The sequence below is a fragment of the Actinomycetes bacterium genome (assembly GCA_035489715.1).
Classification (GTDB): Bacteria; Actinomycetota; Actinomycetes; order JACCUZ01; family JACCUZ01; genus DATHAP01.
In genome coordinates this window covers 1-23,190 of the sequence record DATHAP010000147.1, presented here as the reverse complement: position 1 = coordinate 23,190, position 23,190 = coordinate 1, and the positions used below count along the sequence as shown (strand labels likewise).

At 74.1% G+C, this 23,190-nt stretch carries 24 protein-coding genes and 1 tRNA gene; 17 read left to right on the top strand and 8 right to left on the bottom strand.

Going from position 1 to position 23,190, the window contains the following annotated elements:
* From VK640_11820 to secD, 7 genes are all read left to right on the top strand, one after another.
* Window positions 1-389: flavoprotein (locus VK640_11820; GenBank protein ID HTE73870.1), on the top strand; the 389-nt coding region annotated here is incomplete at its 5' end.
* 70 nt (window positions 390-459) lie between these two features.
* Entirely contained in the window at window positions 460-1,434 is a 975-nt protein-coding gene (locus tag VK640_11815; GenBank protein HTE73869.1) for a hypothetical protein, read from the top strand.
* Between the two features lie 24 nt (window positions 1,435-1,458).
* Window positions 1,459-1,614, top strand: coding sequence for a hypothetical protein (locus tag VK640_11810; GenBank protein HTE73868.1), 156 nt, complete (start codon window positions 1,459-1,461; stop codon window positions 1,612-1,614).
* Window positions 1,615-1,638: 24 nt separating this feature from the next.
* A complete protein-coding gene (chrA, locus tag VK640_11805; GenBank protein HTE73867.1) occupies window positions 1,639-3,039 on the top strand; it encodes a chromate efflux transporter in 1,401 nt (466 codons plus the stop codon).
* A 78-nt stretch (window positions 3,040-3,117) separates the two neighbouring features.
* Entirely contained in the window at window positions 3,118-3,585 is a 468-nt protein-coding gene (locus tag VK640_11800; GenBank protein HTE73866.1) for a DUF4396 domain-containing protein, read from the top strand.
* A 51-nt stretch (window positions 3,586-3,636) separates the two neighbouring features.
* Entirely contained in the window at window positions 3,637-4,059 is a 423-nt protein-coding gene (locus VK640_11795) for a hypothetical protein (GenBank protein ID HTE73865.1), read from the top strand.
* Between the two features lie 54 nt (window positions 4,060-4,113).
* Window positions 4,114-6,453 (top strand): protein translocase subunit SecD, encoded by a 2,340-nt coding sequence (gene secD, locus VK640_11790; GenBank protein ID HTE73864.1) that lies wholly within the window; start codon window positions 4,114-4,116, stop codon window positions 6,451-6,453.
* 49 nt (window positions 6,454-6,502) lie between these two features.
* Here secD and VK640_11785 read toward each other — a convergent pair whose 3' ends face one another.
* Window positions 6,503-8,059, bottom strand: coding sequence for a potassium/proton antiporter (locus VK640_11785; protein ID HTE73863.1), 1,557 nt, complete (start codon window positions 8,057-8,059; stop codon window positions 6,503-6,505).
* The gene (locus tag VK640_11780) at window positions 8,056-8,646 is read right to left on the bottom strand and encodes a 5-formyltetrahydrofolate cyclo-ligase (protein ID HTE73862.1); all 591 of its coding nucleotides are present in this window, start codon (window positions 8,644-8,646) and stop codon (window positions 8,056-8,058) included. Before VK640_11780 ends, VK640_11785 begins: the two co-directional genes overlap by 4 nt.
* A gap of 39 nt (window positions 8,647-8,685) precedes the next feature.
* Here VK640_11780 and VK640_11775 point away from each other — a divergent pair, with 39 nt between their 5' ends.
* The 8 genes from VK640_11775 to VK640_11740 all read left to right on the top strand — a co-directional run bounded on the left by VK640_11775 (window position 8,686) and on the right by VK640_11740 (window position 15,641).
* Complete coding sequence (locus VK640_11775) at window positions 8,686-10,638, top strand: diguanylate cyclase (protein HTE73861.1); 1,953 nt, start codon at window positions 8,686-8,688, stop codon at window positions 10,636-10,638.
* Between the two features lie 10 nt (window positions 10,639-10,648).
* Window positions 10,649-11,572: a UTP--glucose-1-phosphate uridylyltransferase GalU gene (gene galU / locus VK640_11770; GenBank protein ID HTE73860.1), complete on the top strand. Its 924-nt coding sequence runs from the start codon at window positions 10,649-10,651 to the stop codon at window positions 11,570-11,572.
* Complete coding sequence (glp, locus tag VK640_11765) at window positions 11,569-12,840, top strand: gephyrin-like molybdotransferase Glp (protein HTE73859.1); 1,272 nt, start codon at window positions 11,569-11,571, stop codon at window positions 12,838-12,840. Before galU ends, glp begins: the two co-directional genes overlap by 4 nt.
* Before the next feature lie 7 nt (window positions 12,841-12,847).
* Window positions 12,848-13,363: a cyclic pyranopterin monophosphate synthase MoaC gene (gene moaC / locus VK640_11760; protein ID HTE73858.1), complete on the top strand. Its 516-nt coding sequence runs from the start codon at window positions 12,848-12,850 to the stop codon at window positions 13,361-13,363.
* Window positions 13,360-13,830 (top strand): MogA/MoaB family molybdenum cofactor biosynthesis protein, encoded by a 471-nt coding sequence (locus VK640_11755; protein ID HTE73857.1) that lies wholly within the window; start codon window positions 13,360-13,362, stop codon window positions 13,828-13,830. The genes moaC and VK640_11755 overlap by 4 nt, the downstream gene beginning before the upstream one ends.
* A 58-nt stretch (window positions 13,831-13,888) precedes the next feature.
* Complete coding sequence (locus VK640_11750; protein ID HTE73856.1) at window positions 13,889-14,512, top strand: GNAT family protein; 624 nt, start codon at window positions 13,889-13,891, stop codon at window positions 14,510-14,512.
* An 84-nt stretch (window positions 14,513-14,596) separates the two neighbouring features.
* Entirely contained in the window at window positions 14,597-15,442 is an 846-nt protein-coding gene (locus tag VK640_11745) for a hypothetical protein (GenBank protein HTE73855.1), read from the top strand.
* 126 nt (window positions 15,443-15,568) lie between these two features.
* Window positions 15,569-15,641 (top strand) — tRNA-Ala (locus VK640_11740).
* A 41-nt stretch (window positions 15,642-15,682) separates the two neighbouring features.
* Here the strand turns inward: VK640_11740 and VK640_11735 are convergent.
* Complete coding sequence (locus VK640_11735; protein HTE73854.1) at window positions 15,683-16,678, bottom strand: LacI family DNA-binding transcriptional regulator; 996 nt, start codon at window positions 16,676-16,678, stop codon at window positions 15,683-15,685.
* 30 nt (window positions 16,679-16,708) lie between these two features.
* Here VK640_11735 and VK640_11730 point away from each other — a divergent pair, with 30 nt between their 5' ends.
* Window positions 16,709-17,926: an MFS transporter gene (locus VK640_11730; GenBank protein HTE73853.1), complete on the top strand. Its 1,218-nt coding sequence runs from the start codon at window positions 16,709-16,711 to the stop codon at window positions 17,924-17,926.
* Here the strand turns inward: VK640_11730 and VK640_11725 are convergent.
* The 4 genes from VK640_11725 to VK640_11710 all read right to left on the bottom strand — a co-directional run bounded on the left by VK640_11725 (window position 17,869) and on the right by VK640_11710 (window position 20,917).
* Window positions 17,869-18,366, bottom strand: a complete 498-nt coding sequence (locus VK640_11725; GenBank protein HTE73852.1) for a DinB family protein — start codon at window positions 18,364-18,366, stop codon at window positions 17,869-17,871. The two genes, VK640_11730 and VK640_11725, sit on opposite strands and share 58 nt — an antisense overlap.
* Before the next feature lie 41 nt (window positions 18,367-18,407).
* Window positions 18,408-18,980 (bottom strand): dienelactone hydrolase family protein, encoded by a 573-nt coding sequence (locus VK640_11720; GenBank protein ID HTE73851.1) that lies wholly within the window; start codon window positions 18,978-18,980, stop codon window positions 18,408-18,410.
* A 135-nt stretch (window positions 18,981-19,115) separates the two neighbouring features.
* Window positions 19,116-20,243, bottom strand: a complete 1,128-nt coding sequence (locus tag VK640_11715; GenBank protein HTE73850.1) for a Vms1/Ankzf1 family peptidyl-tRNA hydrolase — start codon at window positions 20,241-20,243, stop codon at window positions 19,116-19,118.
* A gap of 23 nt (window positions 20,244-20,266) precedes the next feature.
* Window positions 20,267-20,917 (bottom strand): DUF2795 domain-containing protein, encoded by a 651-nt coding sequence (locus tag VK640_11710; protein HTE73849.1) that lies wholly within the window; start codon window positions 20,915-20,917, stop codon window positions 20,267-20,269.
* 223 nt (window positions 20,918-21,140) lie between these two features.
* On the opposite strand from VK640_11710, the gene gap reads away from it, so the two are divergent.
* Entirely contained in the window at window positions 21,141-22,154 is a 1,014-nt protein-coding gene (gene gap / locus VK640_11705; protein ID HTE73848.1) for a type I glyceraldehyde-3-phosphate dehydrogenase, read from the top strand.
* Between the two features lie 41 nt (window positions 22,155-22,195).
* On the opposite strand, the gene VK640_11700 is transcribed toward gap, so the two are convergent.
* Window positions 22,196-22,969 carry a phytanoyl-CoA dioxygenase family protein gene (locus VK640_11700; protein ID HTE73847.1) on the bottom strand — a complete coding sequence of 258 codons (774 nt, stop codon included), beginning with the start codon at window positions 22,967-22,969 and terminating at the stop codon, window positions 22,196-22,198.
* Window positions 22,970-23,190: the final 221 nt, after the last annotated feature.

Here is a 23,190-nt window from a genome sequence, read left to right as displayed (position 1 = left end):
ACCCCGGCCTCGAGGCACCCCGGCAGCTGGCTCCGCTGGTCGACCCCGCCTTCCACTCCTGCGGCACGGTCCCGCCGCACGGGCATCGCGAGCTGGCCCACCGCGAGGAGCCGGGATTCTGGACCGTCGGCACGAAGTCGTACGGCCGGGCTCCGACCTTCCTGGTGGCCACCGGCAACGAGCAGGTGCGCTCGGTCGCCGCGGCGATCGCCGGCGACCTGGCCGCCGCCGACGACGTGCGGCTGGTGCTCCCGGAGACCGGCGCCTGCCAGGTGCCCGAGTCCCGGGACCTGACGCTCCTGGCCGACCCGACGGCCGCGCGAGGGGAGGTGAGCGTGATGGAGGACTGCTGCGACGACCTGCAGGGCTGCGAGACCGGCTGCTGCTGAGCCGGGGCTCGTCTCCCGGACCTCGACCGTCATCCTGACCGCCACCCACGGTGGCGGGCAGGATGGCGGCGTGGACCTCGAGGCCGTCGCCGACGAGCTGTACGGCCTGTGGCCGGGCGAGTTCACGGCCGCCCGCACCGAGCGGGAGAAGGAGGCCCGCGCCGCCGGCGACAAGGAGCTGGCCCGGCAGGTCAAGGCGCTGGGCCGGCCCACCACCGTCGCGTGGCTGGCCAACCGGTTGGTGCGCGACCACGGCGAGGAGTTGCAGCCGCTTCTGGAGCTCGGCGACGCGTTGCGTGAGGCGACCGCGGTGCTGCAGGGCGAGGAGCTCCGCGCGCTGTCCCAGCAGCAGCACCAGCTGGTCGCGGCCCTGGTGCGCCAGGCGCGCCGGGACGCCGCCGGGGCGGGCCACCGGGTCGGCGAGGACGCGGCCCGCGGGCTGGAGGAGACGCTGCGTGCGGCGCTCGCCGACTCCGACCTGTCGGCGCAGCTGGCGGCCGGCCGGCTGAGCGGAGGCCTGCAGCACTCCGGCTTCGGCGCGACCGCGGGTGCAGGCGCCGGCGGAGCGGGGCCGGCGAGGCGCGTCGCGACGCCCGCCGGCATGGCTGGGAGCACGGCTGGGAGCACGGCTGGGAGCAAGGCCGCGGGCACGGCGGCCGGCCAAGGCGAGAGGGGAACGGCGGCCACGGCGGGTGCGAGCCGCAAGGACGCCGCGGCGGAGCGGGCGCGGGATCGCCGGGAGAAAGCCGCCGCCCGCAAGCAGGCCGAGCGCGACCTGGCAGACGCCCGCAAGGAGGCGGCAGCCGCCGCAACGGCGCACGCCGCGGCGAAGGCCGCCGTGGACGAGGCGGCGGCCGCTGCCGCTGCTGCCGCCTCCCGGTCCGCCGAGCTGCGCACCGAGCTCGAGCAGGTGAGCCGTGACCAGGCGGCGGCCGATCGTCGACGCCGGGCGGCCGAGCCGGAGGTCGCCGCCGCGACGAAGGCGGTCAGGGCGGCCGACCGGCTGGTCCGCGCGCGCACCGCGGAGCTCGAGGACCTCGACTGACGGCACCCGCTGCCTGCGCAGGACTTGGCCGGAGAGGCGCAGCAGCTCGAGACGACCCTGCCGGCCGAGCCCGCGTCGGCGCCGCTCGCCCGGGCCACGGTCGCCGAGCACAGCCGGACGTCGGGCGTCGAGGGGCACCCCACCGGCAAGACCATCTGGGTCGAGCTGCTCGGCACGTGACCCTCCCGTGATTGGGTGCCCGACGTGGTCCGGCCGCCCTCTGACCCGCCGCCGCGTCGCGCGACGACGGGGCGTGACGTCGTCCCGTTCCGCGACGCGGTGCGGGCCTGGTTCTCGATCTCGCTGCAGACCTTCGGTGGCCCGGCCGGCCAGATCGCCGTCATGCAGCGGACCCTCGTCGAGGAACGGCGGTGGATCGGCCAGCGTCGCTTCCTGCACGCGCTGAGCTACTGCACGCTGCTTCCGGGGCCCGAGGCGCAGCAGCTCGCGATCTACGTCGGGTGGCTGCTCAACGGCGTGCGCGGCGGGCTGGTCGCCGGCATCCTCTTCGTCCTGCCGGGCGCGGTGGCGTTGCTCGCCCTCTCGGCGGTCTACGTCGGCTACGGCGAGACCACCCTGGTGACTGCGGTGTTCGCCGGGCTGGCGCCGGCCGTCCTCGCCGTCGTCGCGCAGGCCGTGGTCCGACTCGGCACCCGGACCTTCGCCCACCCGGCACCGATCGCGATCGCCGTCGCCGCCTTCGTGGCGCTGTGGGCCTTCCAGGTCCCGTTCCCCGTCGTGATCGCGGTGGCGGCAGCGCTCGGCTGGGCGCTGGGCCGGTGGGCGCCGCACACCATGCGGGCGGCACCGGCGCGAGAGCCGGCGGAAGGCGCCGAGCCGCCACTGATCCCGGACGACGCCCTGCACGCCGAGCGACCGACCCGCGGCCACGCGGTGCGGGTCCTCCTCACCGGGCTGCTCGTCTGGGGCGTCCCGGTCGCGACGGTCGTGCTGCTCACCGGCACCGACAGCGTCCTGACCGAGCAGAGCCTGTTCTTCACCGGCACGGCGCTCATCACGTTCGGCGGCGCCTACGCCGTCCTCGCCTACGTCGCGCAGAAGGCGGTCGAGGTCTACGGGTGGCTGGCGCCGGGCGAGATGGTCAACGGGCTGGCGCTCGCCGAGACGACTCCGGGGCCGCTCATCATGGTCGTGCAGTTCGTCGCCTTCGTCGGCGCCTACCGGGACCCGGGATCGCTGAACCCCTGGGTGGCCGCGGTGATCGCTGCCCTGCTGACCACCTGGGTGACGTTCGTGCCGAGCTTCGTCTTCATCTTCCTCGGAGCGCCCTACGTGGAGCGGCTGCGGGGCAACCGGTCCCTCGCCGCCGCGCTCGGGGGCATCACCGCCGCGGTGGTCGGTGTCATCGCCAACCTCGCCGTGTTCTTCGCCCTGAACACGCTCTTCGCGGATACGTCCGAGCTGTCCTGGGGGCCTGTCCAGCTCGTGCTGCCGGTCGTCAGCTCGGTGCGCTGGCTCTCGGTGGCGATCGGCGGGGTCGCCGCGGTGCTGCTCTTCCGGCTCCGCTGGTCGGTGCTGCGGACGCTCGGCGCCTGCGCGCTCCTCGGCATGGCAGCGGCGGCCGTCGGGGTGCCGCTCGACTGACGAGCACTTGACGCCTATTACCCCCTGGGGGTATAAAGGACGAGTTCTCGGGTTCGTACGCCAGATCGGAGCGCCGTCGTGACCACCTCGGCCCACCACGGGACCTCCGGGCCCGCCCTTACCCGCGCCGCGGTGTCGGCCACGCTGCACTGCCTCACCGGCTGTGCCATCGGTGAGGTGCTGGGGATGGTCATCGGGACGGCGCTCGGCTGGGGGAACTTGCCGACCGTCGCACTGGCAGTCGGGCTGGCCTTCGTCTTCGGCTACGCGTTCACCGTCGGCCCGGTGCTGCGGAGCGGACTGACGTTCGGGGCCGCCGTGAAAGTCGCCCTGGCGGCCGACACCGTCTCGATCCTGGTGATGGAGGTCGTCGACAACGCGGTGGTGCTCACCGTCCCGGGCGCCATGGAGGCCGGCCTCGACAGCGCACTCTTCTGGGCAAGCCTGGCGTTCTCGCTCGCGGTGGCCTTCGTGGTCACCGTGCCGGTCAACCGGGCGATGATCGCCCGGGGCCGCGGCCACGCGGTGGTCCACGGCATGCACTAGCCCATGGGATGCGCCCTGCGGTGGTCATCGCACGCGTAGGCTTGCGGTCCGATGCCCAGCCTCGTCCGTCAGCCGCTGGTGGCCCTGGTGGCCGCCCTCGCCGCGATGCTCGCCCCGCTGGGTGCGACCGCGGCGGGCTCGGTCCCCGTGGCGGCGCGCCAGGCGGTCGCCGGCGTGACCGAGACCACCGGCCAGGCGCCGGTCGGGCGGGTCACCACCGGTCGGGAGCTGCGGGAAACCGCGGTGCGGCGGGTGCAGCACGGCGGCGCCGAGGTCGGCGGCGTCCTCATGGCCGGCTCGGAGCGGGCCGGCCAGGGTGGGCCGGGGCACCTCCCGGCCGGTGCCCTCGCGGTGGCGGTTCTGGCCGTGGCCGTGGGCTGGTGGGTGCGCCGGGTCACCCCGGTGCGGGTCGCTGTCGGGCGTACGACCGGCAGCCGCTGCGGACGCGGTCCTCCGGCGCTGCGCTGCGCCTGAGCCCACCCGTCACCTCCGCCGCCGACGCGGCGGCCCCACCACCGGAGCGTCCCCGTGTCCGCACCCGTCGTCCGCGCCATCGTGGCGCTCGGGATCCTCGCCGGGTCCCTCTACTTCACGCTCACCACGCCAGCGCGGCTCGGTCTCGACCTGCGCGGCGGCACCCAGATCGTGCTCGAGACCCAGGACTCGCCGACCGTCAAGGCCGGCAAGGAGTCCACCGACCGGGCCGTCGAGGTGCTGCGCCGACGCGTCGACGCGCTCGGCGTCTCGGAGCCCAGCCTGACCCGCTCCGGCGACCGGCGGATCATCGTCGAGCTGCCCGGCGTGCAGGACCCGCGCGAGGCCGCCGAGGTCATCGGCCGGACGGCGCAGCTCACCTTCCACCCGGTGCTCGGCGTCCCCGAGCCGACCGCCGCGCCGTCGGCCGACGGGGCCACTCCCTCGCCCTCCCCGTCGCCGACCCCCTCCGCAGCTGCCGACGGCGACCGCGTCTTCGACGACGAGGACGGCCAGCCGATCCGGCTCGGACCCCCGGGGCTGACCGGTGACGGCGTCGACGGCGCCGAGGCAGCGATCGACTCGCTGGGCGGCGGCGGGTGGTACGTCACCGTGGACTTCCGCGGCTCCGGCCAGGACGCGTGGGAGCAGCTGACGGGTGACGCGGCCTGCCAGCAGCCCGGCGACCCGCGCCGGCGGGTGGCGATCGTGCTCGACGACCAGGTGATCTCGTCGCCCCAGGTCGACCCGAGCGTCCCGTGCGACGTCGGCATCACCGGCGGCTCGACCCAGATCACCGGGCAGTTCACCACCGACGAGGCCAAGGACCTCGCGGTCCTCATCCGCGGCGGCGCGCTCCCGGTGCCGGTCGAGGTGATCGAGCAGCGGACCGTCGGCCCGACACTCGGTGCCGCCGCCATCGACGCCAGTGCCAAGGCGGCCGTCATCGGCGTCGCGCTGACCGGCCTGTTCATCATCGTGGTCTATCGGCTGCTCGGGGGGCTGGCGACGGTCGCGCTCGCCGGCTACGCCCTGATCTCGTACGCCGCACTGGTCGCACTGGGAGCGACCCTGACGCTGCCCGGCCTGGCCGGCTTCGTGCTGGCGATCGGCATGGCGATCGACGCCAACGTGCTGGTCTTCGAACGAGCCCGGGAGGAGTACGCCGCCGCACCGAAGAAGGGGCTCCGGGCCGCGCTGTCCACCGGCTTCGCGAAGGCGTGGACGGCGATCCTCGACTCCAACGTCACGACGCTGCTTGCCGCGGGGCTGCTGTTCTTCCTGGCGTCCGGGCCGGTGCGCGGCTTCGGCGTGACCCTGTCGATCGGCGTGCTCGCGTCGATGCTCTCGGCGCTGGTCGTCACCCGGGTGCTCGCGGAGTGGGCGGTCGCCCGGCGCTGGGTCACCACCCGCCCGGAGATCAGCGGCATGGCGTCCGTCGGCCGGGTGCGCAGCTGGCTCACGGAGCACGAGCCGGACCTGATGAAGCACGGCCGCAAGCTGCTGGCCGGGTCGGCCGTCGTCCTCGTCCTGGCCGGCGCCGGGATCTTCTGGCGCGGGCTCGACCTCGGGGTGGAGTTCACCGGTGGACGGCTGGTGGAGTACTCGACCACTGCGCCGCTGTCCGTCGACGCCGCCCGGGAGGCGGTGGCGGACGCGGGCTTCCCGCGCGCCGTGGTGCAGGAGAGCGGTGAGGACAACATCTCGGTGCGCACCGGGGAGCTCACCAACGACGACGTGGTCGAGATCCAGCGGGCGCTCGGCGACGCGTCCGGCGGCGAGGTGACCAAGGAGCGCGACGAGCTCATCGGGCCGAGCCTCGGTGACGAGCTGCGCGACAAGGCGCTGATCGCCCTCGCGGTCGCGCTCGGTGCGCAGCTGCTCTACCTGGCGTTCCGCTTCCGGTGGACATTGGGGGCCTCCGCCGTCGCCGCGATGGCGCACGACGTGATCCTGCTGGTCGGCGTCTTCGCCTGGCTGGGAAAGCCGATCGACGGTGTCTTCCTGGCGGCGCTGCTCACGGTCATCGGCTACTCGGTCAACGACTCGGTCGTCGTCTTCGACCGGGTGCGTGAGCTGTGGGCCGTCGGGCGGAAGAACGGCTTCGCCCGCACCGTCAACACCGCCGTGCTGCAGACGGTTCCGCGCACGGTCAACACGGGGCTCGGCGCGGTCTTCATCCTGACCGCGCTCGCCGTGCTCGGCGGCGACTCGCTGACCGACTTCGCCCTGGCGCTGCTGATCGGCATCGGCGTCGGGACCTACTCCTCGATGTTCACGGCGTCGCCGCTGGCCATCGAGCTGGAGCGGCGCAGCCCGTCGCCGCCGCCGGCGCAGAAGCCCACGCCGTCGCAGCGGCGCGTGCAGCGGGATAGCAGCGGCGCGGTGGTCTGACGCCACGGACGGCGCGAGGCCGGCGTTACGGACGGCGGCGCAGCCGGCGTTACGGACGGCGGCGCGGCCGGCGGGCCGGGTGGTGCCACCCGGCCAGCCGGCCGTGCCGCGACACCGCGCGCAGCCGCCGCTCGACCGTGCTGCGCACCTGCTCGGTGGTCACCAGGATCACGTCGTCACCGGCCCGCAGCGGCGTCGACTCGCGCGGCACGAACGCCCGTCCCTCGCGGATCACCAGCGTGACTGCCGCGCCCTCCGGCAGGTTGAGCTCGAAGACCTCGACGCCGACCAGCCGGGACCCGTCCTGGACGCTGACCTGGAGCAGGTCGGCGTCCAGCCGGGTCAGCGGTGACGACTCGATGTCCAGCGGCTGCGCCTCGCCGCTCGCCACCAGGCCGAGCCTGCGGGCCACCCACGGGAGGGTCGGCGCCTGCACCAGCGTGAACGCGATGACCAGCACGAAGACCAGGTTGAAGACGTCGTCGTCGGCCGGCACGGTCGCGAGCACGACCGGCACCGCACCGCGCAGACCCGCCCACGAGAGCAGGGCGCGCTCGTTCCACGTCGTCGGCAGCCGCCACCACCCATCCGACGGCGGCGCGTCGTCGTCGCGCGGGTCCTCCTCGCCGACCGGGCGGCGGCCGAACGGCGCGAGCGAGACGGCCACCGACACCGGGCGGGCGAGCACGAGCAGCACCAGCCCGACGCCCAGGGCGGGCAGGATCGACCCGCCGAGCTCCCGCGGGGTCGCCAGCAGGCCGAGCATGACGAACAGCCCGATCTGCGCGAGCCAGCCGACGCCCTCGACGAAGCCGCGGGTGGCCGGCCGGTGAGGGAGCCGGGCGTTGCCCAGGACGAGTGCGGCGACGTACACCGCGAGGAAGCCGCTCGCGTGCACGACGGCCGCCGCGCCGTAGGCGGTCACGCACAGCGCGAGCACCGCCAACGGGTAGAGGCCGGACGACGGCAGCGCGATCCGGCGCACCCCCCACGCCCCGGCGAAGCCGACCGCGAGGCCGAGCACCCCGCCCAGCGCCAGCTCGTAGCCGATCAGACCGAGCAGCTCCCACCAGGTCAGCGCCTCCGACCCGGCCAGCGCGACGACCAGGATGATGACCGGCGCGTCGTTGAAGCCGGACTCCGCCTCGAGCAGCCCGCCCAGCCGCGGCGGCAGCGGCACCCGGCGCAGCACCGAGAAGACGGCGGCCGAGTCGGTCGGGGAGAGCACCGCGCCGACCAGGAGGGCGTCGCGCCATCCCAGGTCGAGCAGCACGTTGGCGGCGCCGCCGACGACCGCCACCGAGATCCCGGTGCCCACCACGGCCAGCGACGCGGCGGCCGGCAACGTGGGCCGGATGCTGTGCCACGACGTGGTCAGCCCACCTTCGGCGAGGATGAGCACCAGCGCGGCGTAGGCGAGGGACCGGGCCAGCTGCTCGTCGTCGAAGTCCACGCCCAGCGCGTCCTCGCCGAGCACCAGGCCCAGCCCCAGGTAGAGCAGCAGTGTCGGCAGCCCGCTGCCGACGGCGAGGCGGACCGCGGCGATCGCGACGAGCAGGACGACCGACCCCAGCAGGAGCAGGAGGTCGAGCTCGTCGGTGCTCATCCGCCCACCGCCTCGGGCAGGTGGTGCACGCCGTCCGGGAGGACGGCGACGTCGACGCGGCGGTCATGGCCTTGCGCGGGTACGTCCGCCAGGAGCTCACCGGAGTAGAGCAGGGCCACCGCCGGGGCGGCCACCCTGGCCAAGGCCCGGTCGTAGGAGCCGCCGCCCCGGCCGAGCCGGTGCCCGTCGCGGCCGACGGCCAGCGCGGGGACGACCACGACGTCTGCCTCGGCCACCGCGTCGACGCCGAGGCGCGGGCCCGTGGGCTCCAGAAGGCCCCGCGTGCCTTGCGACATCAGGTGCGGTTCGTCGTAGATTGCCCAGTCGAGGTCGAGGTCCTCACGCAGCACCGGCACGAGGAGACGCAGTCCGCGCGATCTCATGACCCGCAACAGCTCAGCGGTCGACGGTTCCGTGCCGAAGGAGACATATGCGGCGGCGCAGCGCGCGGCCCCGACGACCGGGAGGTCCAGCACGGAACGGGTGAGCTGCTCGGCGGCCGACGCCCGCTGCCCCGAGGAGGCGGCGCGGCGGGCGGCGAGCACGCGCGCGCGCAGCCGGGCCTTGGCCTCCCCCACGGTCTCCACGCGGGCGATCATCCCAGCCGCCGGTGAGGGCGGGCCACGATGAGCCTGCGCACGCGCCTCTGGCTGGTCCTCGGCGGGCTGTTCCTCGTCCCGCTCGTCGTCGGTGTCCTGGTGGTCGCCGTGGTGGTCACGGGGGCGCGCGGCGACCGGCTCTCGACCTCCCTCGACGTCGCCGCGCAGTCGGTCTCCGCCGAGCTGTCCGACGACTGCGCCATGGTCGGCGTGCTGGCGCGCGACGTCGGCTACGCAGCCGCCAACGGCTCGCCGCAGGAGGCCGTGCAGTCGGCGGTGTCGGGGTCGACCGCCGACTACGCTGCCCTGCTCGGCCCCGGCGACGAGATCGTGGCGCAGCAGGGCCAGCTCTCCGACGGGCTGCAGCCGGCCCGGCTGCCGAGCTGCTCCGGCAACGAGGGCGGCGCGCCGGTCGTGGCCGACCGGGTGTCGGTGACGGGCGTCGCGCAGGTGGAGTCGGTCGTGGTGGCGCTGCGCCTCGACCAGCGCGCCATGCAGGACCTGCGGCTGCGCGGCGGGACGGAGGGCGAGGTCGTCCTGCTCGACGGCGGCGACATGGTCGCGAGCTCCCTCGCCCGAGGGACCGCACGTCAGGTCGCCGCGGTGGCAGCCGGGCGACGGGGCGCAGTCGACGCCGACGGCTGGACGCTGCAGGTGCAGTCGCCGGTGGACGGCGCGCCCCTGACGGTCGTCGTCGCGGCCGAGGACACCGGCAGCGACTCGACGGTGTGGCTGATCGGCGCCATCCTGCTCGCCGGTGCGCTCGCGGCCGGGCTGCTCGTCAGCGTCGTCGCCCGCGGGCTGAGCCAGCCGTTCACCGAGCTGACCGAGGCGGCGGAGCGGGTCGCCCAGGGCGACCTCGAGACGGCGATCGACGCCAGCGAGGAGGGTGAGGCCGGACGTCTCGGCAGTGCTTTCAACGTGATGACCGACGAGCTGCGGCGCAGCCTGCGCGAGCTGGAGCGCAGCCGCGAGGACCTGCGCGACAGCCTGGAGCGCATCGGCGACGCGTTGCGCAGCACCCACGACCTGGACGGCCTGCTCAACGTGGTGCTCGAGACCGCGACCGCGACGCTGGCCGCCCGCGCCGGTGTCGTGCTCTACCGGTCCGGCGACTCGATGCAGCTGATGGCCGAGCAGGGTCTGCACGAGGCCGGCCTGATCGCGCCGGCGGTCGTCGTCCCGGGCCGGGGGGTGCTGGGCCGTGTCGTGTCCCGCGGCACCCCGGTGCGCGGCCGGATCGGCACCGGCGACCTGCTGATGCCGGTCGAGGGGGAGCCCGCCGAGGGCGACGTCATGGCGGTGCCGCTGGTCAGCATGGGCGTCACGGTGGGTGTCGTCGCGCTGTACGACCGCATCGACCGGCGTCCTTTCGACGCCACCGACGAGGACGCGCTCACCACCCTCGCCCAGCAGGCGAGCATCGCGATCGACAACGTGCACCTGCACAACGAGGCCCAGCGGCTCTCGACGACCGACCCGCTGACCGGGCTGTGGAACTTCCGCTACCTCTCGATGAGCCTGGCCCGCGAGATCGAGCGGTCCACCCGCTTCGACCGGCCACTCGCCGTGCTGATGCTCGACCTCGACCACTTCAAGCTGGTCAACGACGTCCACGGGCACGCCCGCGGCGACATGGTGCTGCGCGAGCTGGCCAGCCGGGTGCAGGAGCAGATCCGCGAGGTGGACACCTTCGCGCGCTACGGCGGGGAGGAGTTCGTCGTGGTCCTGCCGGAGACGACCGTCGAGGGAGCGGCGCAGCTGGCCGACCGGATCTGCCAGGCGGTGCGCCGGGAGCCGTTCCGGGTCGAGGGCGAGGAGCCGCTCGACATCACCGTCTCTGTGGGGGGCGCCGCCTTCCCCGAGCACGGCTCCAGCCCGGCCACCCTGATGCGTGCGGCGGACCGCGCGCTGTACGTCGCCAAGGGCGCCGGCCGCGACCAGTGGCACGTGCCCGGGGCGGACGAGCTCGCCCGTTAGGGTGCGGGCCATGAGCGGCCACCCTCACGACTCCGCACGCCCCGACCGCCCTGTGCGCAAGGCCGTCGTCACGGTGGCCGGCCTCGGCACCCGGTTCCTGCCGGCGACCAAGGCGACGCCCAAGGAGATGCTGCCGGTCGTGGACAAGCCGGCGATCCAGTACGTCGTCGAGGAGGCCGTGGCCGCCGGGCTGGACGACGTGCTGCTGGTCACCGGGCGCAACAAGAACGCGATCGAGAACCACTTCGACCACAACTGGGAGCTGGAGGCGGCCCTCGAGGCAAAGGGCGACACCGACCGGCTGGCCCGGGTGCGCGAGAGCGCGATCATCGCCGACCTGCACTACACCCGGCAGGGCGACCCGCGCGGCCTCGGCCACGCGATCGGCTGCGCCGAGCGGCACGTCGGCGACGAGCCGTTCGCCGTCCTGCTCGGCGACGACCTGATCGACCCGCGCGACCCGCTGCTGGCCCGGATGCTCGAGGTGCGCGACCGCGAGGGGGGCAGCGTCGTCGCCCTGATGCGGGTGCCGCGCGAGCAGGTGCACCTCTACGGCTGCGCGGCCGTCGAGGACGCCGCCGGCGCCGACGTGGTGCGGGTCACCGGGCTGGTCGAGAAGCCGCCGGCCGAGGAGGCGCCGAGCGACCTGGCGATCATCGGCCGCTACGTGCTGGACCCGGGGGTCTTCGAGGTGCTGCGGCACACCGAGCCCGGCCGAGGCGGCGAGATCCAGATCACCGACGCGCTGCGCTCGATGGCCGAGAGCGGCGACCACGGGCCGGTGCACGGGCTGATCTTCGAGGGTCGCCGCTACGACACCGGCGACCGGCTCGACTACCTCAAGACCGTGGTGAAGCTCGCCAGCGAGCGCAAGGACCTCGGGCCCGACTTCACGGCGTGGTTGCGCGAGTTCGTGGACGGCCTGCAGACGTGACCGGCCCACCCGGCCCCGGCGCACCCGACCTCGGCGACGACGGGCTCAAGAGCGTCGACCAGCACCTGGCCGACCTGCTCGGCGCGGTGTCGCCGATCGCGCCGCTGGACCTGCAGCTGCTCGACGCGCACGGCTGCATCCTTGCCGAGCCGGTCGTCGCCGAGGTCGACCTGCCGCGGTTCGACAACTCCGCCGTCGACGGCTACGCGGTGCGGATGGCAGACGTCGAGTCCGCCGGCGCGTCGACGCCGGCCCAGCTGCCCGTGGTCGGTGACATCGCGGCCGGGTCGCGGCCGACCTACACCGTGCAGCCAGGCATGTCGGTGCGCATCATGACCGGCGCACCGGTGCCGCCCGGTGCCGAGGCCGTCGTCCCGCTCGAGTGGACGGACGGCGGCATCGCCAGCGTGAGCATCACTCAGACGCCGGAGCCGGGCAACGCGGTGCGGCGCCAGGGCGAGGACGTCAAGACCGGCCAGACCGTGCTCGAGGCCGGCACCCGACTCGGGCCGGGCCAGCTCGGGCTGCTGGCCGCTGTGGGCCGCGACCGGGTGCTGGTCCGGCCCCGTCCCCGTGTGGTCATCATCTCCACCGGCAGCGAGCTGGTGGAGCCCGGATCGCCCACCGAGCCGGGGCAGATCCACGAGTCGAACTCCTACCTGCTCACCACGGCCGCCCGCGAGGCCGGCGCGCTGGCGTTCCGGGTCGGCATCGTCCCCGACGACGACCGGTCGCTGATGAACGCGATCGAGGACCAGCTGATCCGCGCCGACCTGGTGCTGACGAGCGGCGGGGTCAGTGTGGGGGCGTACGACGTCGTCAAGGAGGTGCTGTCCCGGCTGGGCACCGTGCGGTTCGACCGGGTGGCGATGCAGCCGGGCAAGCCGCAGGGCTTCGGCACGGTCGGTCCGGACAGCACGCCGATCATCACCCTGCCGGGCAACCCGGTGTCGTCCTACGTCTCCTTCGAGGTCTTCGTCCGGCCGGTGATCCGGCGGATGCTCGGCGTCGAGCCGCTGCACCGGCCGGTGGTACGGGCCAGCTGCCTCGAGCCGCTGACGTCGCAGCGCGGCAAGCGGCAGTACCTGCGCGCCTGGCTCGACGTCGCCGACGGGCGGTACGTCGTCCGGCCGGTCGGCGGCCCCGGCTCCCACCTGGTCCGCGGGCTGGCGCACGCCAACGCGCTGCTCGTGGTCCCCGAGGACGTCACCGAGGTGCCGGAGGGCGGCCCGGTGGAGGTCATGGTGCTCGAGCGGCGGCTGACGTGAGTCGACGATGAGTGTCCCCAGTGATCCGCGGCTGACCCATGTCGACGAGGCGGGGGCGGCCCGCATGGTCGACGTCTCGGGCAAGGACGTGACGGTGCGCACCGCGACGGCGAGCGGCCGGGTGCTGGTCTCGCCCGAGGTGGTGGCCCTGCTGCGCGAGGGTGGCGTGCCCAAGGGCGACGCGCTAGCGGTGGCCCGGATCGCCGGCATCCAGGCGGCCAAGCGCACGCCGGACCTGGTCCCGCTCTGCCACCCGGTCGCGATCCACGGCGTGGACGTCGACCTCGCCGTCGCCGACGACGCGGTCCACGTCTCCGCCACCGTGCGCACGGCGGACCGGACCGGCGTCGAGATGGAGGCGCTGACCTGCGTCGCCGTCGCCGGCCTGGCGCTGGTCGACATGGTCAAGGCGGTCGACCGCGCCGCGACGATCAGCGACGTGCGGGTCGAGCACAAGAGCGGTGGCCGGTCGGGGGAGTGGCGGCGCGGCGCGCCGCCGGACGAGCCCCCGGCGGGGCCATGAGGGCGCTGGTCGTCAGCATCTCAAACCGGGCCGCGGCCGGGGTCTACGAGGACCGCACCGGCCCGGTCCTCGTCGAGGGCCTGCGCGGCCTGGGGTTCGAGGTCGACGGGCCCGAGGTGGTGCCCGACGGGGATCCCGTGGAGGAGGTCCTGCGCGAGGCGGTCGCCTCGGCGTACGACGTCGTGCTCACCACGGGCGGCACCGGCATCACCCCCACGGACCGGACGCCCGAGATGACCGCGCGGGTGCTGGACCGGCCGGTCCCGGGCATCGCCGAGGCGCTGCGCGCGCACGGGACGGCCAAGGGCGTCGCGACCGCAGCCCTCTCGCGCGGGCTGGCCGGGCTGTCCGGGACGACGCTGGTCGTGAACCTCCCCGGGTCGGCGGGCGGGGTCCGCGACGGCCTGGAGGTGCTCGGCCCACTGCTCGGCCACGCCGTCGAGCAGGTCCACGGGAGCGACCACTGAGCACCCCGCGCGGCCCCTGGCTTCCCTCGGGCCCGGACGGGGAGCCGGGTGAGCCCCGATGACCCGCGGCTGGCCGGCGACGCTGCGGGAGGCCCGGGTCGCGCTGCGCCCGATCGCGCGCGGCGACCGCGACGCCTGGACCAGCGTCCGGGCGGTGAACCGGGACTGGCTGGCCCCCTGGGAGGCGACCCCGCCCGTCGACGCCGGACCGCCGATGAGCTTCGCCGCCATGGTGCGCAACCTGCGCAGCCAGGCCCGAGCCGGGTCGCTGCTGCCGTTCGTGGTGACCCTCGACGGCGTCCTGGTCGGCCAGCTCACCGTCGGCGGCATCACCTACGGCTCCCTGTGCTCGGCGCACGTGGGCTACTGGATCGACGCCCGGGTCGCCGGCCGGGGCGTCATGCCGACCGCTGTCGCGCTGGCGGTCGACCACTGCTTCCAGATGCTGCGGCTGCACCGGGTCGAGGTCAACATCCGACCGGAGAACACGGCGTCGCTGCGGGTCGTCGCCAAGCTCGGCTTCCGCGACGAGGGCATGCGCGAGGGCTACCTGCACATCGCCGGGGAGTGGCGCGACCACCGGTCCTTCGCGCTGACGGCGGAGGAGGTGCCGGAGGGGCTGCTGACCCGCTGGCGGGCCAGCCGCCCGCCCGAGCGAGGCAGCTCGGCTTCGACCTCCTGAGTCACATCAGTCCCAGAACTGATCGTGCGACACACCGGTCACGGTCCGTGCTCGCCGGTCCGACCGGCCCTAGCGTTCCTCTGCGTGGGGAGCGGCCTGATCTACGCACTGCTCATCGGCATGTGGGCGGTCTACTTCATCCCGCGCTGGCTGCGCCGCCACGAGGAGCTCTCGGAGTCCCGCTCGATCGAGCGCTTCGACCGCGCGATGCGCATCCTGTCCCGGAAGGACCCGACGCCCGACCGGCGCTACGTCGTGATGCCGCCCCGGCCGGCCGAGCGCGCCCGCCCCGCGCGGCCCATCGGACAAGCTGACCGGTCCGCACCGGTCCGCAGCCGCCGCGCGACCTCGGTGGCGGTCCGTCGCCGGCGGGTGCTCGCGGGACTGCTGCTCGGCACCGTGCTGCTGGCGGTCACCGCGCCGCTCACGCCGATGCCCTGGTGGGGTGGCCTGGCCGGTCTCACCGTCGTGCTCGGCTACCTGGCGCACTGCCGGCTGCAGGCGCGCACCCGCCATCAGGTCGACCGCACCCGGGCGGCCGTCCACCAGCGGTCCCGCTCGCGGCTGATGCGCTTCGACGCCCTTGAGCGGCTGATGACCGTGCGCCGCGAGCTCGCGGAGGAGCGGGCCGCGGAGCAGCGCCGATGGGACCAGGCGGAGGCCGCCGAGCGCGCGGTCCGAGAGGAGGAGGAGCGCCGCCGGGCGGAGGCCGAGGCCCGGTGGAGCCCGGTGCCCGTCCCGCTCCCGACCTACGTCAGCAAGCCGGTCGCCCCGCGCCGCGCACCGGTGCCGGAGCAGGCCGGGGCAGCCGCCGCGGAGGCTCAAGAGCCCGCGCCGTCGACCGCCGGCCTGGCCCGGCTGCTCGACGACGCCGCGACCGCCGAGGACGAGCTCGACGCGATCATCACCCGCCGCGCGGTCAACGACTGACCGGCGGGAGCGCTTACGGCAGCAGCGGGGGTCGACCGCTCCGTCCGCGCCGTCGGCGCGGTCAGGCGGTGGGCTCGGGTTTGGTAACCTCGCTGTCTCCACCGGCACGGTCCGCACGCCGGTCAAGGGGCTGTAGCGCAGCTGGTAGCGCACCTCGTTCGCAACGAGGGGGTCAGGGGTTCGAGTCCCCTCAGCTCCACCCAAGCCCACGCGATGCGATCCGATGGGAAGCGCGCGGCACTAGCGCACCACGAGCTGCCACGGCACCGGATCCGCTGTCGCGGTGAGGCCCGCGGCGATGCGGGCGCACGCGACACCCTGGTCGAAGAGCGACTGACGCACGCTCGGGAAGTCGAGCGCGGTCGCGAGGTCGCTGTCGTCCCATCCACTCACCCGGGCGGAGTCGCCCAGCACGTCCAGGGCACCCGCTGCGAGCTGGTCGCTCATCGCGATGACCGCGTCCGGCCGCACGTCCTCCAGTGCTGCGGTGACCGCTCGTCGCCCGTCGTCCCGGCTGTGCCGAGCGATGACGGCGACCGGCACGGCCGCCCAGCTGCGGCCGGACTCCTCGACCGCGTCCCGGAAGCCCGCCAGCCTGGCCCGGGTCACAGGGAACGCCACCTGGGTGTCGGGGCCTCGGAGCAGTCCGGCCCATCGGTCGCGGTCGAGCGGCTGTGAGAGCACCAGGGGCGACTCGGCGCCGGTCAGCATGTGCCGTGCGACGGCGTGCGCAGCCGCCCGGTCGTCCGCGGCGACGACGTGCACACCGGGCGCCGCCGGCCCGCCCTGGATCGCGGCCGGCCGCCCGGTCGAGGCGACGGCGTCGAGGACCGGATCGCCGTCAGCGGTCGTCCACAGCACGAACCCGTCCACAGCGGCTTCGCGGACCCGGTCGACGTCGTCGGGCTCGCCGGTGCTCGGGATCAGCACCAGGCCGAGCCGGTTCTCCACGCAGACCCCGGAGACCCCGGCCAGGAAGCGAGCGGCCTGCGGATCCTCGAAGGCGTAGTCGAGGTGCTCGCCGAGCACGACCCCGAGGTTCCCCGTCGAGCCGCTGCGCAGCGAGCGCGCCACCGGGTCCGGGCCGCTGTACCCGAGACGCTCGGCCGCCTCCAGGACCCGGGCGCGGGTCGCGGCGGCGACCCGCGTCGGACGCGTGTAGGTGTAGCTCACGGTCATCACCGCGACCCCCGCCTCCGCGGCGACGTCCCGCATGGTCACCCGCGGCGACTTCACCGCACCAACATACTTGTGTATCGTTACACAATGGGTATCGGTGCACAGCCGCTGACGACGGCGTCCTACGCGTCCTTCGCGGCGTACGGGATCTTCTGGGGCACCTGGGGGGCCGCCCTGCCCGCCCTGCGCGACGCGGCGGCGGTGGACGAGGCAGCTCTCGGCACCGCCCTGCTCTTCGTCGGGCTCGGCGGGCTCCCCGCCATGCTGCTGACGGGTCGTGCGGTGGACCGCGCCGGCCCCCGGGTCGCCGGCGCGCTGCTCGTCCTGCTCGGCCTGGGCGGGGTCCTCGCGGCCGCGGTCGCGGGTGACCTGTCGACCCTCGTCGTGGGGATGGCGCTGGTCGGCGCGACCTCCGGCGCGGCCGACGTGGCGCAGAACGCCCTCGCCGGCCTCGCCGAACAACGGTCCGGACGCAGGGTCATCACCACCTCCCACGGCATCTTTTCGTCGTTCGTCGTCGCCGGCAGCCTCGGTGGCGGGGCGATGCGTGCCGCAGGGGCCGACGTCGTGACGCTGTTCGCCGTCGCGGCCGCTGCGATGGCCGTCGCCGGAGGCGTGGTGCTCGTCCTCGGAGACGGGCCGGCTCCCGCCTCGCGGGTGCATGACGCGCCGGCTGACGGGCTCCGTCTCGTCCTGCCGTTCGTCGTGGTCGGCCTCGTGGGCGCGCTCGGGTTCGCCGTGGAGAACGCGCACCAGAGCTGGAGCGCGATCTTCCTCGCCGACGAGCTCGGTGCGCCACCGGGGGTCGCGGCGACGGCGCCGGCTGCCTTCGCTGCGTTCGCGGCACTCGCGCGCCTCGCTGCCGGTGCCCTCACCCGGGTCTCGACCACGGCTCTGCTCGTCGGTGGCGCGGCCGCGGCAGTGCTCGGGACGCTGGTCCTCGGTGGCGCCGAGCAGGTTCCCGTCGCCCTCGCCGGGCTCGGCCTGGCAGCGGCAGGGACCTCGGTGCTCTACCCGACCCTGCTCAGCCGGGCCACCCGCGACGTGCCTGCGCATCGGCGCGGACGGGCTACCTCCGCCGTGGCGACCACGTCGTACCTGGGGTTCGTGCTGGGCCCGGTGTACGTGGGGGTGCTCGCCGGTGCGGTGGGCCTGCCGACAGCGATGGTCGGGGTCGCGGTGCTCGCCGGCGCATGTGCGGTGCTCGCTCCCGCCGTCATCCTCTGGTTGCCCCGCGCCGCCTCGGATCAGCGTCCGGTCACCTCGTCGATCTGCTCGCGCAGGATGTCCATGTGGCCGAGGTGACGGGCGATCTCGGCGGTCTTGTGGGCCAGCACCCACCGCAGGGTCTTGGGACCGTCGTCCCCGACGGGCAGCTTCGTCCGGGTCTCCGGCGAGCCTGCGGCGGCGATGTGCCGATCGCTCTCCTCGATGGCCGAGCGGTAGTCGGCGACCACGTCGGCGCCCGGCACTCCCTCCGGCACGACCATGGTCCAGTCGAGGTCGGCGTAGGCCGGATCACCGCCCAGATGGTGGGCGAACCACCATCGCTCCCCGTCCGCGAAGTGCTTCACCAGGCCCAGCAGTGTCGTGTCCGAGGCGACCAGCCGGCGCCGGAGCTGCTCGTCACTGAGCCCCTCGATCTTCTTGAGCACGCACGCCCGCTGGAAGTCGAGGAACGCCAGAGCGGTGTCCAGCTCGCCGCCGTCGTTGCCGGGCACCCGCTCCCGCTGCGTCTCGGGCATGGCGCGAGCCTAATGACGTCGGCTTGGAGCAACGACGCGCGTCACCGTCTCGCGAGGAACCCCAGCACCCGCTCCACCAGCAGGTCCGTCGCGGCGGCGTCGTAGTCCTTCAGCGAGCTGTCGGTGAACAGGTGCCCGTCACCCGGGTAGACGAAGAGCTCCGCGTCGTCGGCCTCCTCGACCAGGGCCTTGGCCGCGTCGAGGTCACCCGCGTCGGCGAACTCCGGGTCGGCGTCCATGCCGTGCACCTGCACCGGGACACCAGCCGGCCAGCCACCGAACTCCGAGCTCGGGAGGCAGGCGTGCAGCAGCACTGCACCGAGCGCGCCGGGCCGGGTCTGCGCGAGCTGCTGGGCCGGCATCACCCCGAGCGAGAGCCCGGCGTAGACCAGCTCGGCGGGCAAACCCTCGGCGGCCGCCGTGGCCCGCTCGACCAGTGCGCCGAAGCCGAGCTCGCGGGCGTGGCCTACGCCGCCCTCGAGGTCGTCGAACGTCCGGCCGTCGTAGAGGTCGGGCGCATGCACCGCGTGGCCGGGCTCCCGCAGCCGGTCCGCCAGCTCGTGGAAGCCCTTCGTCTGACCCTGTGCGTGGTGGAACAGCAGTATCTCGGCCATGGTCCCCCATTCCTTCCGTCGGTCTGTCCGTCGGCCACCTCTTCGAGCGGTTCGGTCAGCGGCAGACCCTAGACCGGACCGACGACAGTCCTGTCGAGAGCACCGTCGTCCACCCGTGCCCTCGCGAGGCCCTCATCAGCCTCCGGTCGACGCGTCGGCATAGCGCAGGAGTGCTCCGATGCCGTCCTGCATCGACGGTTGCCCGGTCGGGACGAGCACCAGCTCGGCGTCGGTGGCGACCAGCGCGCGGACCAGCGCGGCATCCGCCCGGTCCCGTCGACTCTGCGCCACCCCCAGCGCCTCGAGCTCGGCTGATGACGTCCCGAGCTGCAACGGGTCCGCGCCGACCAGTAGCGTGGCCGTCGACGAGGGGTCGTCGTGCAGGAGCAAGGCCTCGACCTGCGCCCGTCGCAGCGCGTCGACGACGGCGGGGAGCCCTTCGACGGCCGCTTCGCCGCGGCCCTGCTCCCGCGCGAAGTCGTCCACGACCCGGGTCCGGTCGGCTTCCGCCGTCTTCGCGACCACCTCCCTCACCTCGTCGGTGAGGTCGTCCGGCGACGAGCCGGCCGCCCGCCCGCCGCTCTGCAGCTCGACGGCCACCTCCCGGGTGCGGGTCGCGACCTGCTCGAGCAGGGCTGTCACGGCGCGGACGTCGCCGGCCACCAGGACCAGTCGGAGCCCGTGCCGCAGCACCACCTTGTCCAGCTCGGTGGCGACCTCGCCGGCGTTCCGCTGCCACGAGTCCTCGGCCCGGCGCTGGTACCGCGCGGCCGACCAGCCACCGGTCGGCACCTTGTGGATCACGTCGTGCGAGCCCTCCTGCGAGAAGGACTCGACCTCCTCGTGGTGCGGGCCCACCACCGTGATGTCGGCGCCTTCGCGGTCGACGACGACCAGTGCGTGAGGGACGACGTACGTCTCCTGCCGCAGCAGCGGCAGCAGGTGCGGCAGGGCGGACCACGACGCCGACTCGCGGGCCGGCGGACTCTCGAGGGTCCGGCAGAAGGTCACCCGGTCCTGGTGACCCACCACGAGCAGCCCGTGCGGACCTGCGACGCCGGTCGGACGAAGTGCGCGCTCCTCCGTGGCTTCGAGCAGTCGCCCGGGCGCTCCTTCCTCGGCCAGGCGCTCGCGGGCGGCTCGCCATCGCAACGACACCTGCGACGGACCGCTCTCGTCGGCCCGGGTCGCGTCCAGGTAAACCGTCGCGTACGGCCCGTCCGACGGCTCCCCGTACGCGGGTCGGAGCCAGCCCAGCTTCACGGCATCTCCCTGCTCTGAGGTCGTCAGGACGGGTGGGGCGGCTGCTGCTCGGGTGGCACCCCACCGCCGGGGCCGCCGCCCTTGCTGCCCTTGTCGGAGCCGTGCGGCTTGCCCGATGCCTTCTCTCGCCCCACCCGCAGCTTCTGGCTGCCCTCGACCGACTCGCCCTTGGCGCTGCGTCGGAGCTCGGGCTGCTGTGGATTGCTCATCCGGTGTCTCCTCTCGTCGCCTCGTCCTCGACCGGCCGCCATCCCGGCCTGCTCACTCAGAAGCGGTGCGCCTCCGCGCCGCCGCCCAGCGCCGTCCAGCTCCTGGAGGTTTCGGAAGCTGCGGTCGCCGGGGAGCTGCGCCAGGAGACTGACGACCCGGTCCGGAGCCCCGGCGTCCCTTGCCCGACCCAGGAGGGTCGCGCCGGTGGCCGGCCACACCTCCTTGCCGAGGACCGCAGCGACCTCGCTGCGGGTCTGCACATCTGCCGCGGTGGTGCCGTCAGGCGTCCCACCCGTCAACGACGCGTTCGGAGCGCGATCCACCTCAGGCTGGTCCTCGCCGGCAGGCTCGGGGTCTGCCCACTCCTCCGCCCGCGTCGACCGTCCGCTGCGGGTCAGGCCCTGCACCTCGTGCTCGAGCTGCTCGTCCACGCGGCTGCCGTGCTTGTCACTGCCTCGCTGCACGTCGACGACCTCCTTCTGCGACCTGTCCGTCCAAGGCACGACGCGTACCCGGCCGACCAGCGGCCTAACACGGGTCGACCGCAACGGGAACCAGCAGGGTCCGACGGCCGGCCGGGCCGGGACGTTAGGCCCTGCTGACCGGCGCAACGCCGCACGCACCCTGGGAACCGGAGGGCGGCCGGCCCCGCCGCCCCGGACGAGTCAGCGAGGACGGAGCACGACCATGACGGTGCGCGTAGGGATCAACGGGTTCGGCCGGGTGGGCCGCTGCTTCTTCCGGATCGCGAAGGACCGGGTCTCGGAAGTCATCGAGAACGTCGAGGTGGTCGCGGTCAACGACCTGACCGACACAGCGACCCTGGCCCACCTGCTGGAGCACGACTCGACGTTCGGCCGGCTCGTCGCCGACGTCCGGGCCGAGGACGGCGCGATCGTCGTCGACGGGCATCGCATCGCGGTGCTCGCGGAGCGCGACCCCGCGCTGATCGACTGGAGGGCCCTCGGTGTCGACGTGGTCATCGAGTCGACCGGCAAGTTCCGCACGAGGGACACCGCCGCCGTGCATCTCAAGGGTGGAGCCCGCAAGGTGATCGTGTCGGCCCCGGGCAAGGACGAGCTCGACGCGACGTTCGTGCTGGGCGTCAACGACGCGACGTACGACCCGGACCTGCACGACGTGGTCTCGAACGCCTCGTGCACCACCAACTGCGTGGCGCCGATGGGCAAGATCCTGGACGACGCGTTCGGCGTCGAGTACGGCTTCATGACGACGATCCACGCGTTCACCAACGACCAGGTGACCCTGGACTCGCCGCACAAGGACCTGCGGCGCGCCCGGACCGCGTCGGTCAACATCATTCCGACCAGCACCGGCGCGGCTCGCGCTGTCGGTCTGGTCGCACCCTCGCTCGAGGGCCGCCTGGACGGGCTCGCCGTGCGCGTCCCGGTCGAGGACGCGTCCCTCATCGACCTGACCGTGCTGCTGAAGACGGAGGCGACGGTCGACGAGGTCAACGCGGCGTTCGAGGCCGCCGCCGACGGCCCGATGGCAGGGATCCTGCACTACAGCTCGGCGCCGCTCGTGTCGCGGGACATCGTCGGTGACCCGCACTCGTGCGTCTTCGACTCGAAGCTCACCCAGGCGGCCGGCCGGCTGGTCAAGGTGTTCGGCTGGTACGACAACGAGTGGGGCTACTCGGCCCGGCTGGTCGACCTCGCGGAGCGGATGGGCGCCTGACCGGCCGCGAAGGGGCGGGCGGCCGGTCGCCGGCCCGTCCGCTACTCCGACGGGTCGACCCCCATGACCAGGCCCTCGATGTCGTGGACCTGCTGCGGTCGCTCTGGCAGGTCGTCGACAAGAGCGACCCGCAGGTGCTTCCGGACGTCGGCCGGAAGCGCCTCGAAGTACCGGCGGGTCATCGTGAGCCGGTGGTGCTCGGGAGTGGGGTCCTCGGCGGCGACGATCCCCAGGATGAGGACGCCGCGGTCGATGTCGGTGGCGTTGGGGGTCCCCCGGTGGATGGTCAGGCCGGTGCGTGCGGAGATGTCGCCGAGCCGGGCCAACCTCTGCGTGCGCAGCGCCTGGTAGCGCGGCCACTCCGCGCGGCTCGGGAACATGCCGTGCGGCCAGGCCGACCCGTCGTCCCACTGGGTTCCCGGCGCGATCTCGAACGGCCCCATCTCCTGGGTCACGTCCACCGTGGTGACGTTGAAGGCCAGCGAGGTGAGCCGGTGGTGGGTGGCCGTCGTCTCGGTGATCGGGAAGTCGCGGTGCCACGGCTGGTGCACGGCCCCGGCCCGAGGGCAGTCGAAGGCCACCTCGACGACCTGCCACTCAGGCCCGCAGACCGCCTCCGAGAGCCGGATCACCGCCGGGTTGGTCACCAGGGCGACGAAGCCACGCAGGCGCTCCGCGGGCACACCGAAGTAGTGGCGGTTGGGGCCGCGGTCCACGGTGCCCCCGGGGTAGCCGAGCGCGTGTGCGAAGAGGGCGGCGAAGTCTTCAGCCAGCTCGGTCGCCCGGTCGCGGCCGAAGGCCCCGGGAAAGCCCACGATGCCGTCTCGCAGGAGCGTCGACAGCTCGAGATCGGGGGGACTGGGGTGGGAGGTCGGGAGCCGGACCGGCGGTGACTGGGCGTGCATCGGTTCTCCGTTCGGGCGGCGGACTTCTTCACCGGACCCTCCAGCCTGACACGACTGCCCGGGCGATGCCGGGCCTACTGCCGGATCACGGCCGACCGGTGGACACCGACCGTCTTAGATCGACTTCTTCC